The sequence below is a fragment of the Nitrospirota bacterium genome (genome assembly GCA_015233895.1).
Taxonomy (GTDB): Bacteria; Nitrospirota; Thermodesulfovibrionia; order Thermodesulfovibrionales; family Magnetobacteriaceae; genus Magnetomonas.
Genome location: JADFXG010000037.1, coordinates 1 through 14,185 on the forward strand (window position 1 = coordinate 1; position 14,185 = coordinate 14,185).

Below are 14,185 nucleotides of genomic sequence, written 5' to 3' on the forward strand. Positions count from 1 at the left end.
TACCTTACTCTATCCGCTTTGTCAAGTCTTTTTTCGGGTAATGTCCGCCCTTTTAGGGGAGACGTTGGGAGCTTTTGACGTATGCCAACAAAGTTAGGCGATTGAATGCTGCTTGGTATCAAGGAATATTCTACACCATAGCTCTATACACAGCATTGAAAAAATAGTGTAGGCGGCATCAAGTTTATTTGACCTGTCATAGGAAATCAGCGATTGTACTTCTTTGGGGTTAAAAATCCCCCTCTTGTTTATTGATTCAACGCTAAGCACATCGTCAACAAGAGGTCGCAGTTCATTTTTAAGCCATCTTCTAAGAGGCACACCAAAGCCTGTCTTTGGGCGGTAAATTATCTCCTTTGGTAAATACGGTTCCATAGCCTTCTTAAAAATCCATTTTCCTGTCCGGCCATTTTGCTTATACTTTACAGGAATGCTAAACCCAGCTGAGACGACATCAATATCAATAAGCGGCACCCGCACCTCAACTCCTGCTGCCATGGCCATCTTATCTGTGTAGTTGAGATTGTGATCTGAAAGAAAATATTTAGAATCCAGAAAGAGCATTTTATTCATTGGATCAAGCGTATCCGGCAATTTGGTAAGGGAGTCCAAAAGAGGATTTATTCGATTCGTGCCACTAAGAGCCTCTGCCATGCCGGCACTATAGAGTTTAAATTGCTGTTTAGATTCAGGCCACAAAAAGTACCCTGCAATCCGCTCATTCATATCTTTGCCAAAATATCTCAAAAACCTTGAAATCCGTCTGCCTGTCGGTGTTGAGCCGGGGATTACCTCAGAAAATCTCTCCGCTAACTCCCTGATTTGTTTTGGTATATTGAACGCAAATGTATCCAGCAGCAGTGCCAGATGTCTGCTGTAACCGGTAAAGATGTCATCTCCGCCAGCCCCTGATAGCAGCACCTTAATCCCTGTTTCCCGTGCAAGCTCGGCAATTGCCAACACATTGAGGGCTGCCATGTCAGCCTGCGGCTCATCAAGATGATAGATCATTTTGGTTAGCTTGTGTGCCATCTCAGGGGTAGCATAGACGGTGTGAAGATCAACGCCAAGATGTGCTGCCGCCTTTTTTGCATACGGAAGATCATCTGAAAAACCCTCATCACGCATTGAGGCATTATCAAAGCCAATAGTAAAACACTTTAATTTGTCCGTATGTTGTTTGGCAAATGAGACCACTGCGCTTGAATCAAGGCCGCCCGAAAGAAACGCTCCCACCTCAACGTCTGAGACCATCTGTCTGCTAACTGCCGTCTCTACTGAGTCATGCACTTTCTCTATGGCATCAGAGACGGAGAGTTTATCGTTAGCTGTATCATACGGAAGCTCATAGAACTGCCACAGGGCGTTAATCTGGCCGCTCTTTACAACCATTGCGTGTCCCGGTGGAAGCTTACGCACACTTTTTAGCATCGTAGTTGGTGAGGGTGACCACAAAAAGGAAAGATAATTGTGAATTCCATCACAATCCAGTGTCTTATCTAAACCATCATACTGTAAGAGCGCCTTTAACTCACTGGCAAACAAAAACCCATTTGCTGAGGCCGAAAAATAGAGGGGTTTAACACCAAGGTGGTCTCGTGCAAGAAAAAGTATCCGCTTTTTAACGTCCCAAATGGCAAAAGCAAAAATTCCGTTTAATCTCTTTAACATATCTCTGCCATAGCGAATATACATGTTTAAGATAACCTCCGTGTCTGAGGCGCTCTTAAAGGTAAACCCTGCCTGCAAAAGTTCCTGCCGCAACTCCCTGTAGTTATAGAGTTCACCGTTATATGTGATGACGGCACTATTTGAGGTGTCAAACATAGGCTGGCTGCCAAACTCTGAAAGGTCTATGATGGAGAGTCTTCTGTGAGTAAACCCAAGGCCGTGCTGTTTGTCGTAATAATTGCCTGAGCCATCAGGCCCCCGATGAGATATGGCTTCAGACATTTTATCTAAAAGCCCGCGCTCAAAATCCCCGTAAAAACCAGTTATCCCGCACATTATGTTAAAAAGGAACAGTAATATTTATATCTGGTATTTTCTCGAAATCTCTCTTATTTTCTGTAATAATTTCACTTATATCGTTATCAATCATACATGTTGCAATTGTTGCATCCCAGAAATGAATATTATATTGAGAAACCAGATCAATAGCTTTTAGAAACGTTTCCTCGTCCCGATCAATAACTATCCAATTCTCTGATTGAAGAAAATCTTTGATAATTGTCTTTGCTTTGTTTACACCGATTGGATTCTTAACTTTCTTAGTTATAACAACGTAGAATTCCATAAGGTTTTGCAAGCAAACAACTCCTCCACCCTCCTCCCAAATCTGCTTTAAAATTGCTTTTGAAATCATGTGTTTTTCACCTTCAGAGATATCATAAGCATATACAAGAATATTTGTGTCAATCAATCTATCGGTCATATAGGTCTTGACGGCTTAAATAAAGTTTTTTCCCTAAATCAAAACCTTTATTAAGAAGTTCTAACTGCCTTTCTTTTATTTTGTTTTGTTCCTCTTTTTTAATATCAGTTTTTAGTGTTATAACGGCATGAGTTCCAAAGGGAAGAGTTGTTTTCTCATCGAGGCGAATTATATTAGCTTCGACTATGCCTTTATATGTTTTTTTCAAAAATTTCACCACCCTCTTCAAAATAAACAATAGTACTGTTTAAATTATAACAAACTTTCAAATGAAAATTCTTGCCTTATAAGAGGGGGGCAATTCTATCGACTATCTACAATTCCTTAAAAGCGTCTAATAGTCTCACCTTCACATTCTCCCACCGGTTAGCCGCAAGGAACCTGTCAAGGTTGCTTTTATAATTTTCATAATGGGGTGGAAACGCTTTGATTTCGTCAGCAAACTCCTCGGCCAAAAGCGTTACAGCGTTGTCTTTGCACCCAACCAGCCGTCCAACGTTAAATGTGTCAACAAGTTTTTTAAGTGGCGGTTGACACGTTGCCAGAACAGGAAGCCCTGCCTGAATGTATTCGTATATCTTATTTGGCGCACAATACAAAAACACCTTACTTGATGAAATGTATATAACAACCCCTATGTCACAGCTCTGTAAAACATCAAAAAGATAGTCTCTGGGAACCCGTCCTGAAAACAACACCCTGTCATTGAGACCGTCAGAAGCAGTCTGTGCTTTCATTGCTTCAAGCGAAATCCCACTGCCAACAAAAAGAAGCTCAAATTTGTCGTCAAGCAGTTTCATCGCCTCATACATAACCTTAAGTCCCCTGTCATAGTTTATATCCCCCTGATAGACCAGCCGTATGCGCCCCAAGGTCTCTCTCCTTAAAATCGGGTATTTCTTTAACAATTCATCCAAATCAATTTTAGAGGATGGCTGTGGTGGGATGTTGGGTATCACAAGGGGAGATACTCGTAGTTTATAGTGCGCCCTCATAATCTCCGCTCTCTCGGCATTTGCCGCTATAACAAGTTTTGCGCTTTTTATAACAAGCCGTTCAAGCCAATAATAAAACTCCGCCCTCAGCGAAAATTCAGAACCAGCATCAGGAATAAACAACTCATGCGCATCGTAAACAAACTTGCTCCCTGTAATAACACTTGCCACAAAGCAAGGAATCGTAACGTTAGAGTCATTAGCATAGATTATCACAGGACGTAACCTTATAGCACGCAAAACAAAAACCACCCAAAAGTAAAAAAACCTGAGAATCTTAAATCCACTCCTAAATGGCGGCAGCTCTGCCACCTCCGAGCGAAATGAATCACTTTTGTAGCCCCGCCCTGAATCTATCGAATAGACCGTTACATCAAAAAGCTCACCTAGTGCGGACGCAACCCTCTGCACCCGCCCATCATAATCAATCTCCCCATATAGCGCCATTATAAGAGAGGGTAAAACAGGCAATTATTTATCGCCTTCGCTTAAATATTTTTTAATGCTTATTGATTTCATTCCAGAAAAAGGTTTTATATCATCTATGTTTCTGGTGATAAGGAGTGGATTCCCGCTCGGAGGCGGGAATGACAGATGAGTAAATGCTTTTTTTCTGTCATTCCTGCGAAGGCAGGAATCCAGTCTTTTAGTTAACGAAGTCAACTGCATAGGCAAATATTTTTTCTCTTTATTAGTCATAATATAGCTACTTTCATATTATCAACTTCTATTTTAAAATATGGATTTCTTAGCGATCTTTCGGTTATTAAGTCAATTTCTCGCTGCAGCAAATCTTCAAGCCCAAATTGAATATTCCAAAAGCAATTCCCATATTCTGATACATCAAGGCTTTCGTCTATAGTAATTAAAATATCTACATCGCTTTTTTCATTAAATTCTTCTGTGCACGCAGAGCCGAATATATACGCTTTTTCAACATTATTTTTTTTCAATAATTCCTTTATTTTATCTATTTTTCTGGCAATCTCTTCGTTGATCACAACTCAACACCTCATACGACAAAAAAACATCTTTACTGTTGTTAACTTTTTAAACATTTTTTAAATGTTAACAAAATCGTTATGCGGCATACCCAGATGAAATCCCTGGCCATAGGTAATGCCTATCTCCCCTACTATTTCTAAAATGCGGCTGCTTTCAACAAACTCAGCCACCGTTTGTATGTTTAGTTTCTTACACAGTGTTTGAATGCTCTCCACAAAGGCATAATCCCGCGGGTCCTCTGTTGCCAACTCTTTGATAAACTCACCGTCTATCTTAAGGAAATGTGCCGGTAAGTACTTTAAATAGTAAAAAGAAGAGTAGCCGCTTCCAAAGTCATCTATTGCAAGTTTAAAACCATTAGAGATGACTACTTGCAGAAAATCCTGTATCTTTGTCAAATCACCAGCTGCCTCCCTCTCTGTTATTTCAATTACAATTTCAGACGAGTTTAGTTCTGCTCTTTTTGCCTCTTCTATTATAAATTCAAGAAATGTCCTGTCTTTCAGTTCCTTGCCTGAAATATTGACAAACAGATAGTTGTGGTTATTTTTTAGTTTTTTATTCCTGAAAGCCTTAGTTATAACCATTCTATCTATGTAAAAAATCTTACCGATTCTCTCTGACATATCAATGAATTTATACGCTGGTATGACATTGCCATCTTTGTCAATAAGTCTTGCGAGGACCTCATAGGCAGTTATCTTATTTGCGGCAATATCAAAAATAGGCTGATAATAGGGTACAAATCTGCTGTTTTCAAGAGCATCCTGCAGGAGGTTGAATTTCTCGGTCTGTTCTTTCAGAGATTTCTTTATCTCAGTATCGGTAGGAACAAAAACCTTATTTTTGCCAAGCTCTTTAGCATTATAAAGAGCTGCGTCAACTACAACCATAAGCTCTGCGGCCGTGCTGCCATGTGTGGGGAACTCGACAAGTCCGATTGAAGCCTTTATTGGAATGATTTTTTTATCCGGAGTTTCTATCTTTTTGTGTTCAAACGCACTTCTTAGCTTTTCAGCAACAGCCTTGCCCTTTGTTATATCGGTTTCACTCAGAATTACTGCAAACTCATCGCCACCAAGCCTTGCCACAACATCGCCATCACGCAAAACATCCTCAAGTGTTTGTGCCACTTCTTTTAAAAACAAATCACCAAACGGATGCCCGTAGTTATCGTTTACGTATTTAAAATCGTCAAGGTCTTGCATCATAAGGGAAAACTTGTAGTTTTTACGCTTAACACGCGCTATTTCATAGTCCAGAAAGTGCTCAAACATTCGCCTGTTGTATAGCCCCGTCAGGGGGTCATGGCCGGCATAGAACTCAAGCTCGTTTATTGCCTTTGATAGTGCCCTGGCAGAGCCCGTCACCATTGTCATTATCGAGAGTAATGAATTAATGATGTCTGTATCTCTTTTGTTCATTGAATTCTGATAGAAAACCCCCATTCCCAGTATGCCGCCTATGCCGGGAGTTTCTGTCAGGTATTCGTGAGAGTTAATCATAATTTTGTCTTTAAACTCTGTCTTGTCTTTACCTGTAAATATTGGAATAATGATAAACTCCATAGGTATTGTGTCTAATATGTCTGATATTTCAAAACACTTTTTAACCTCATCATGAATCTTAAGTTTGAGGCCGGCTAACTGCTTTTCATCCGGTTCGTTCATTAGAAACACATAGGCATCAAGTACTTTTTCCTTACTTTCAAATATATTAAAGTAAACATCAAACGGATAAATGCCATATAAATCTCTGAGGATTTCCTCGGAGCGTTTTTCCCACTTTATGACGCTGTCTCTGGAGAGGACTATTTTTGTCAGAACCTGTGTAAATTTTTCCAGCAACTCAGTGTCAACAGAGCTCTCCTCAAGTGCATCCACAACTTTCAGAGATCTGAACAGACTTTGCATTACCAATGCTTCATTTGAACCAATAGACTTAGCGATGAAACCCAACAAAATCCGGGTCAATTCCACAAGTATAGCCAGGTCTGACGAAATATCCTCTTTACGTTTCGCTTTTTCAGAAAGTTCCTTGCTAAAATCCCTGATTGAAATGTCTATCCCTTCAATCAGAAAGCTCTCCCTTATAAGACTCTCTAACACAGTGCCGTCATCTCTGGAAAGCTGACAGCGTAAAGTGGAAAAATTCAGACGTTCATCGCTCATATCAGATCAACACCGCATTTAAGGTCATATAGCCACCGTATAAATTTATCCTTGACCTCACCCTTAATCAGATATCCGTGCTGGGGGGCTATTATATCTATGTCGTATGATTCAATGTACTTAATCCATTTCCTCAGAGCCTTATTGCACGACATGTACCTTGTGTGAAACGGCTCAATGCAGGGTAAGAACTCTTCAAAATCCTCAATAAAAAGTGAGTTACCGGAACATGGTAAAACGGAGGCTCCGATGTCACCGGTAAAAAGGATTTTAGAAACGCTGTCGTAGTAATTAAATTGCCCGCACGAGTGCAGAAAATGAGCAGGGATTAGTGTTATTTTGAAATCATTGTTTATTATAATTTCTGTATCGCCATCATTTATTCCAATTATATTTTTTGTGTTTCTGATTTCGTAATGAGGAATAAACCTGACCCAGAGTTTTGATATATAGATTTTTGCGTTTGTTACTTTTTCCCATACGCTTAAGCCCCCGTTTACGTCCGGGTCCTGATGGGAGAGCAGTATGGCCTTTATGTTTTCCATTTTTGTGTATTTAAGCACTCTGGCTACCAGTACAGGAAACAGCGTAAAACCGCCTGGATCCATAAGGATAGCCGTATCGTTATGTACTATCATGTACTGATTTGACGGGACACTTTTTTCATCAGGTGAATCAGCAAACCCCAAAAGAATATACTTGTGATCTGCTCTGTCATAAAGCACTGTATCCATTCATCCTCCTTGCTTTTTGCTAAGCAACCGGCTAATTATAAAGTGTTCCTGTGTTGTGTTGCAAGTACCGCTTGAGCCACCGGTTATTTAGCCGCTGCTTCTATGAAAAAACCGATATTGATTCTTTCCGTGTTCTTTTGCTCTGTACATGGCTATATCTGCCTTTTTTAGAAGGGTTTCCTCTGTATCGCCGTCTGCCGGAAATAAAGATATGCCTATGCTTGCCCCTGTTTTGCAGCATTTTCTGTTGATAAGGTATGGGCTCCCTAAAGAGTGAATTATCTTTGCCGCAACCACATCTGTATCGTCAGGGGCAGATAAATTTATAAGGAGTATTGCAAACTCATCACCCCCAAGGCGTGCTGCAGTGTCTGATTCCCTTATACATTCGCTTAATCTTTTTGCTGCCTCACGCAACAACATATCCCCGCCGTCATGGCCCATATTGTCATTTACACTTTTGAAATCGTCTAAATCTATCACAAGCACCGCCATAGTGTGATTGCTGCGTCTTGCCGCTTTGAGGGATTGCGCAAAGCGGTCAAAAAACAAGGCACGGTTGGGCAGACCAGTTAAACAATCGTAGTGGGCTAACTTCTTGAGTTTATTTTCCATGTTGTGCTTGTAAAGTGCCATTTCTATTGCGGCCATTAGTTCTCTTTCGTGAAATGGCTTCAGTATATAGCCAAACGGCTCGGTAATTTTAGCTCGGTTGAGCATTTCCTCATCAGCATACGCAGTCAGGTATAAGACAGGGATGTCAAATTCTTGTTTTATTATATTGGCAGTTTCTATACCGTCCAAAGCTCCCTCAAGCATTATATCCATAAGAACAAGCTCAGGTTTCGTTTGGTCTAAGCTCCTTAGCGCCTCCTGCCCTGTAGGCACAGTCTCTGTAACATGATAGCCAAGTGACTCAAGGCTGCTCTTGATGTCCATTGCCACTATCGTTACATCCTCTACAACAAGAATCTTCTTTCTTTGTAATATTTCAACATCTGCTGACATACTATTATTATAACATTAAGAATTATGTTAAAATTAAAGTGTGGTATGTTTGGTAAGCAAATTGAAGGGTTAAATGTCAGATAATACCGGTAAGAAGCGGATAAAGCACGATTTAACCGTGCTATATGTCGAGGATGACGATGTCACAAGAGTCTCGCTTATCAACTATTTAGAGAGAAATGTTAAGACTCTGCACGTGGCTGTTAACGGCATGGAGGGGCTTTCACTGTGCGAAAGCTGTGAGCCTGATTTAATAATCACCGATATCAGGATGCCATTTATGGATGGACTTACGATGTCTAAAGCCATAAAAGAAAAAAACCCGTCTTTGCCGATAATTGTTACAACGTCACATAACGATGTCCATCTTCTCCTTTCCGCTATAGAAATAGGAATTGATAAGTATATTGTCAAACCTATAAAATTTGAGCAGCTTGGTGCTGCACTCAGCAGTTGTGCTAACTCACTCTATCAAAAACAGCAAATTGTAAGATTAAACGAAGACCTGCAAAAAAACATTAATAGATTAAGTGAAAAGACACTGTATCTGGACAGTATTTTGCGTTCCTCATCGGATGTTGGCATTGTGGCTATGGATCTGGACTTTTGTATAAGATACTTTAGCCCTGCAGCAGAAAAACTCCTCGGAGTGAAAATCGAAAGAGCCATGGGATTTCCTATCCCTGAACTTTTTCAGAAGCAGGGGTTAAAGCCATCTTTTTTAGATGAGGCCGCAGCCTCGATAACAGAAAACTCAGATTATATATTTCCAATAAATACCAAAGTTACAAACAAACCATATCTTCTTGAATGCAGGCTTTCGGGGATATGGGAAAAACATTCAGAACTGGCAGGCTTTGTGCTTACAATTCATGACATCACAGAGCGGCATAAAAGAGAGGAACTCATAAAGGCATCACTTAGAGAAAAAGAGGTTCTGCTCAGAGAGGTCCATCACAGGGTAAAAAACAACATGCAGATAATTTCAAGTCTCATGCGGCTTCAATCCAGGTATATCGCCGATGAAAAACTTGTTGCTATTTTTAAAGACAGCGAAAACCGCATCAAATCTATGGCACTTGTTCACGAAAAACTCTATAAAACCGCTGACATGGCCAGAGTGGATTTCGCTGCCTATGTTAAAAGTTTAGCTTATGGGCTCTACAGCTCATACGTAGTTTCCGGCAGCGTCTCTCTTAGCGTCGATATTGGCGATGTTACACTGGGCATTGACGTTGCTATTCCATGCGGACTGGTTATTAATGAGCTGATTTCTAATTCTCTTAAATACGCTTTTAAATCCGGTACCGGAGGTGAGGTGTCAGTATCACTGCGGGAAACCGAGGATGGTTATTTCGAGTTAGCCGTAAAGGACAACGGAGAGGGAATACCGGAGAGCTTAGATTTCAGAAATTCAGACTCTCTCGGCTTACAGCTTGTGGTAAGCCTCTCTGAGGATCAACTTCACGGCTCAATCTCTTTAAACCGGGATAACGGCACCGCATTTACTATAAAATTCAAGGAATTTACTAATAACCACTTTGATCAAACTCAGCAACCATCGTAAATCGTACTTTATAAGGGATTGAAATATTTCATCAAATGTAAAAATGTGGTGATTTTTTTGTCTTGTCAAACGCTACAGGTGTAAGAAAATTTCTTACTAAATCTCTGTCAAACTCTCTCTCGGAATCAAGTATTATATTAAAAGCCTCATTACTGGTATAAGCCCTCCGGTAAACTTTTTTTGAAGTTAATGCACTATAAGTATCTACAATGGCAGCCATTCTCATAGGGGTTGTGACATCGGCATCCATGAGTCCGTATGGATAACCCGAACCATCCGGTCTTTCATGATGGCCACGGCACATATCCAAAACAACAGACGGCATTTGAGGTTCCTTTTGAAGGAACTCCACACCTTGAGTTACGTGTCTCCTTACAGCCATCAGTTCCTCACCCTCAAGCTTATCGGGTTTGAATGTCAGGTCAAAGGGTACCAGAGCCGTACCGATATCGTACAACAGCCCACCCATTGTCATATTAAAACAAAACTCCTCGTTGAAACCCATTTTATTGGCAAAGATATAAAACAGAGATGCTGATTTAAGGGAATGTACAAAAAGTGTATCTTCGTTTTCTGCAAAGATGTCAAAAACAAAAAGATTACCGTATTCTTTGACAGCGTCAATCAGCAGTTTAGAAGCGATATGCGCTTCGTTGTATGATAGAGGTTTTCCATTTTCTATATGTTTTGATGAGAGTTCCACAAAGTACATGCCGACATTTAGTGCTTGTGTTTTTTGAGGCTCAAGATTTTTCCAGTTGTCTTTCAACATGGAATTTATCCAGGTATTTATCTTACCCAAAAGAAGCCCTATGTTAAAGGGTTTAAGGATATAGTCGCTTGCTCCTGATTTTATAGTATCAATTATGTAATTCTGTTCACTATGGGCGGAAATCATTATTACCGGGGTGTTTTTCAGGGCATCAAAGGTTCGAATCCTCTTCAGAGTCTCTATGCCGTTTATACCAGGCATTTCGATATCAAGCAGCACTATGTCAGGTATGAACTGCAATATTTTGTTAAGGGCGGAATATCCGTCAGCGGCTGTTAATACTGAATGTCCCAACTTTTTTAACTGGAAACTCAAAAGCGTTCTTATGTCCGGGTCATCATCAACAATAAGGATTCTCATAAATACCTCTTAATATATTTCACTTATTATATATCCTTATTAGGGATACTTACAACTCGCACCCTGTCCAGATAGCTTGATAGTTGATGGGTTAGTTCCATGATTAAGCCAGAATTTTTCTCTTTAGCTGCTATCTCCATGCGGTCTCCTATGTCTGTTATCTCGTCACACCCAAAACCTCCGCCAGAGCCCTTCATGCTATGCCCCATTCCTCTTATGGCCTCGAAATCACTCTCCTCCATTGCCTTGTGGATAGCCTTGATGTCTTTCCTTCTGTGTTCCATATAACGAGGCATAAGGTCTGTCAAATCCTCTTCAACCTCAACAATAATCTCACCTGAATCGTTATTTTCTGTCATCGGGCACTTCTCCTTTAGCGTATTGGTTTATTGCTTTTATAAGGGCCGCTTTTTTTATAGGCTTGGTTATGTGGCCGTTACAGCCGGCTTCGATACTCTTTTGATCGTGCTCTTTGAGGGCATGGGCAGTAAGCGCTACAATCGGTGTAGGGTCTGCGCCCTGCTGCAGTTCCCACTGCCTGATTTCACGGGTTGCGGTAAGCCCATCCATCACCGGCATTTCCACATCCATCAACACAAGGTTATACTGACCTGTGATAAATTTACTTACTGCTACTTCGCCGTTTTCTGCTATGTCTATTCTATAAGGCATCCTTTTTAGGTATGTCTGAATGAGCATCCGGTTGTCTTCGATATCCTCAACAAGCAGAATTCTCAATGCTCTGAGTTTATCCTGAGCAGTGGCTGTCTCACAGGTACTAACAGAGGAAACCGCTTTTTTGCTTAAAGCATTGTCAATTGCATCTCTTAAAACCTGTCGTATTATCGGCTTTACCATATATTCGGCTATACCAAGTTCTTTAACTTTTGATAAATCCCCGCTTCGGCTGTCAGAGGTAAGCATCATTACAGTGCTATCCAGTTCGCCAAGTTCATCTTTAATATACTTTGCAACACTGAAGCCGTCCATCTCAGGCATCCTGCAGTCCAACAGTACAAGCTTGTAAGGCTCTCCAGTGTTTCTGGCTTCTCTAAGTTCATTAAGCCCTTGTTGTCCGTTTTCAGATTCTGTCACAACAGCTCCCCAGCTATTAAGCATATCCCTTAATATCATGCGGTTTGTGGCATTATCATCAACTACAAGTGTTTTTATGCCGCTTATGTTTATATCAGAAGATAGCCGGCATTCCATGGGTTGAGTATTGACTTTAAATTCAGCCGTAAAATTAAAGACGCTCCCCTGCCCAACCTCACTTTCAACCCAAATGCGCCCTCCCATCATCTCAACAAGCTTCATAGAGATGCTAAGGCCTAGCCCTGTTCCACCATACTTGCGGGTGGTGGTGGAGTCAGCCTGGGTAAATCTGTCAAAAATCATGTTTAGTTTGTCCTTTGGAATACCTATCCCTGTGTCACTGACTGAAAATTTCAAGATACATCTCTCAAGCGCATCTCCATCTTTTATCAACTCTTCAACAGATACCTCAGCAACTATTTCGCCCTTTTCCGTAAACTTAGCTGCATTACCTATAAGATTAAACATAATCTGGCGTAATCTCACAGGGTCGCCTATGAGTCCAACCGGTACATCATGCCTGATATGACAGGCAAGCTCCAGTCCTTTTTTATGTACCCTGAGGGCCATTACCTCACATATCTTACCCAGAAGCTCTTCGAGATTAAACTCTATAAATTCAAGCTCTATATGGCCGGCTTCTATTTTCGACAAATCCAGTATGTCGTTAATAAGACTGAGAAGGTTTTCCCCGGCTGAGGCAAACACCCTGACATATTTTTTCTGCTCCTCATTTAATGGCGTTTCTGCCAGCAGGTCTGCCATGCCGATGATGGCGTTCATCGGTGTTCTTATTTCGTGGCTCATGCTGGCCAGAAATTCGGTCTTAGCTCTGTTGGCGGCTTCAGCCGATTCCTTGGCCTGGCCTAATTCCTCCGTTTTTATTATCAGTGCATTTTCCAGACGCTTACGCACTATCAATTCGTTGAGGAGTTTTTCATTTATATCACTTAACTCTACAGTTCGCTCCTCTACCTTATGCTCAAGCTCTTCGTGATACTTAATTAGCATTTTCCTCGATTTTCTCAGTCTTTTATTAACCAACAGTAAAAGCACAGTAAACATTACAATTATAATTAAAGAAGCAATTACCAAGTGTATAAATATTTTTTTATCTAAGCCCGCAACCTCTAAAAGCATATGTACATTCCAGCCGTTTTCCTGTATATGAACTGTTTCCATTACGTATGTGACCTCACGCTGGCCTGTGACAACCGAGGGACTGAGTGTTATTATTGTTGTGTTATCGTGAATCACCTCACTTTTAATTGGAAGCGGTAGCAGTGATGCACCTTCGTATTGTTTGCTTTTTCTGATTTCAGACATAACTTTTTCGGGTATTTCCCGCATTGTATAAAAGTTGAGTAATTCATCATTCGATATGAAAATGATACCATTTCCATCAGAAATCAGAAGCTTGCCCTTAATTCCTATCGTTGTGGGTTTTAAAAGATCGATGTTATTTTTAACTACAGCAACACCAATTATTTCATTGCCTTTTCTTACAGGATAAGACACGAAATAGCCTGGTGCCTTAGTCACAGCTCCAAGGGCAACGTATTTTGCCGGCACTCCGGTTATAGCCTTTTTATAGTAGGGTCTGAAAGCATAGTTTTTGCCTACAAACGATTCAGTGGTGTTCCAGTTGCTCGATGCAATAGTTACACCGTCTTTATTTAAAATGTAGGAGACGGATGCGCCGATTGCAGCATTGAATTGCGTGAGATACTTATTGACAGCATCTGCGTTTACAGGACTGGTACATAAGTCTTTTACCAGAACATTCTCCGACAAAAGTAACGAATATACAGAATAGGTCGCAAGTCTGGTTGTCAGGTATGTGTTGTAAACAGTAAGACGATCGTGTACCTCGTCTTTAATATCGTCTATGACCTTATCCTGTGTCCACTTAACTGTAAACCACAACCCTAAAATACTTGCTACCACCATCAGAGCCACAAGAATAAGCAGTGTAGGTTTAAAACCTGATCCGTCAGCCTTGTGATTGTTGTTACTCACCATTACCCCCTTAATGATTACAGCC

13 protein-coding genes are annotated in these 14,185 nt (G+C 40.7%); 1 reads left to right on the plus strand and 12 read right to left on the minus strand.

Going from position 1 to position 14,185, the window contains the following annotated elements; genetic code table 11:
- Positions 1-93: 93 nt before the first annotated feature.
- The 9 genes from asnB to HQK88_15585 all read right to left on the minus strand — a co-directional run bounded on the left by asnB (position 94) and on the right by HQK88_15585 (position 8,347).
- Positions 94-2,007 (minus strand): asparagine synthase (glutamine-hydrolyzing), encoded by a 1,914-nt coding sequence (gene asnB, locus HQK88_15545; GenBank protein MBF0618215.1) that lies wholly within the window; start codon positions 2,005-2,007, stop codon positions 94-96.
- 4 nt (positions 2,008-2,011) lie between these two features.
- Positions 2,012-2,434, minus strand: a complete 423-nt coding sequence (locus tag HQK88_15550; protein ID MBF0618216.1) for a PIN domain-containing protein — start codon at positions 2,432-2,434, stop codon at positions 2,012-2,014.
- Complete coding sequence (locus tag HQK88_15555) at positions 2,424-2,642, minus strand: hypothetical protein (protein MBF0618217.1); 219 nt, start codon at positions 2,640-2,642, stop codon at positions 2,424-2,426. The genes HQK88_15550 and HQK88_15555 overlap by 11 nt, the downstream gene beginning before the upstream one ends.
- A gap of 106 nt (positions 2,643-2,748) precedes the next feature.
- Positions 2,749-3,900 (minus strand): glycosyltransferase, encoded by a 1,152-nt coding sequence (locus HQK88_15560; protein ID MBF0618218.1) that lies wholly within the window; start codon positions 3,898-3,900, stop codon positions 2,749-2,751.
- A complete protein-coding gene (locus HQK88_15565; protein MBF0618219.1) occupies positions 3,901-4,128 on the minus strand; it encodes a hypothetical protein in 228 nt (75 codons plus the stop codon).
- Positions 4,125-4,430 carry a nucleotidyltransferase domain-containing protein gene (locus HQK88_15570; GenBank protein MBF0618220.1) on the minus strand — a complete coding sequence of 102 codons (306 nt, stop codon included), beginning with the start codon at positions 4,428-4,430 and terminating at the stop codon, positions 4,125-4,127. Before HQK88_15570 ends, HQK88_15565 begins: the two co-directional genes overlap by 4 nt.
- 60 nt (positions 4,431-4,490) lie before the next feature.
- Positions 4,491-6,605 (minus strand): bifunctional diguanylate cyclase/phosphodiesterase, encoded by a 2,115-nt coding sequence (locus HQK88_15575; protein MBF0618221.1) that lies wholly within the window; start codon positions 6,603-6,605, stop codon positions 4,491-4,493.
- Positions 6,602-7,339, minus strand: a complete 738-nt coding sequence (locus HQK88_15580) for an MBL fold metallo-hydrolase (protein MBF0618222.1) — start codon at positions 7,337-7,339, stop codon at positions 6,602-6,604. The genes HQK88_15575 and HQK88_15580 overlap by 4 nt, the downstream gene beginning before the upstream one ends.
- An 87-nt stretch (positions 7,340-7,426) precedes the next feature.
- Positions 7,427-8,347: a diguanylate cyclase gene (locus HQK88_15585; GenBank protein MBF0618223.1), complete on the minus strand. Its 921-nt coding sequence runs from the start codon at positions 8,345-8,347 to the stop codon at positions 7,427-7,429.
- Between the two features lie 73 nt (positions 8,348-8,420).
- On the opposite strand from HQK88_15585, the gene HQK88_15590 reads away from it, so the two are divergent.
- Positions 8,421-9,914, plus strand: coding sequence for a response regulator (locus HQK88_15590; protein MBF0618224.1), 1,494 nt, complete (start codon positions 8,421-8,423; stop codon positions 9,912-9,914).
- A 31-nt stretch (positions 9,915-9,945) separates the two neighbouring features.
- Here HQK88_15590 and HQK88_15595 read toward each other — a convergent pair whose 3' ends face one another.
- Genes HQK88_15595 through HQK88_15605 form a run of 3 tightly spaced genes read right to left on the minus strand, consistent with a single transcriptional unit; the run spans position 9,946 to position 14,163 of the window.
- A complete protein-coding gene (locus HQK88_15595; GenBank protein ID MBF0618225.1) occupies positions 9,946-11,046 on the minus strand; it encodes a response regulator in 1,101 nt (366 codons plus the stop codon).
- Positions 11,047-11,072: 26 nt separating this feature from the next.
- Entirely contained in the window at positions 11,073-11,405 is a 333-nt protein-coding gene (locus HQK88_15600; GenBank protein MBF0618226.1) for an Hpt domain-containing protein, read from the minus strand.
- Positions 11,392-14,163, minus strand: coding sequence for a response regulator (locus tag HQK88_15605; protein MBF0618227.1), 2,772 nt, complete (start codon positions 14,161-14,163; stop codon positions 11,392-11,394). The genes HQK88_15600 and HQK88_15605 overlap by 14 nt, the downstream gene beginning before the upstream one ends.
- Positions 14,164-14,185 lie beyond the last annotated feature (22 nt).

Bases quoted from the DNA above. Each gene is read 5' to 3' on its own strand.
- asnB (MBF0618215.1), bottom strand. From the start codon at position 2,007: ATGTGCGGGATAACTGGTTTTTACGGGGATTTTGAGCGCGGGCTTTTA.
- HQK88_15550 (MBF0618216.1), bottom strand. From the start codon at position 2,434: ATGACCGATAGATTGATTGACACAAATATTCTTGTATATGCTTATGAT.
- HQK88_15565 (MBF0618219.1), bottom strand. From the start codon at position 4,128: ATGACTAATAAAGAGAAAAAATATTTGCCTATGCAGTTGACTTCGTTA.
- HQK88_15575 (MBF0618221.1), bottom strand. From the start codon at position 6,605: ATGAGCGATGAACGTCTGAATTTTTCCACTTTACGCTGTCAGCTTTCC.
- HQK88_15580 (MBF0618222.1), bottom strand. From the start codon at position 7,339: ATGGATACAGTGCTTTATGACAGAGCAGATCACAAGTATATTCTTTTG.
- HQK88_15585 (MBF0618223.1), bottom strand. From the start codon at position 8,347: ATGTCAGCAGATGTTGAAATATTACAAAGAAAGAAGATTCTTGTTGTA.
- HQK88_15590 (MBF0618224.1), top strand. From the start codon at position 8,421: ATGTCAGATAATACCGGTAAGAAGCGGATAAAGCACGATTTAACCGTG.
- HQK88_15595 (MBF0618225.1), bottom strand. From the start codon at position 11,046: ATGAGAATCCTTATTGTTGATGATGACCCGGACATAAGAACGCTTTTG.
- HQK88_15600 (MBF0618226.1), bottom strand. From the start codon at position 11,405: ATGACAGAAAATAACGATTCAGGTGAGATTATTGTTGAGGTTGAAGAG.
- HQK88_15605 (MBF0618227.1), bottom strand. From the start codon at position 14,163: ATGGTGAGTAACAACAATCACAAGGCTGACGGATCAGGTTTTAAACCT.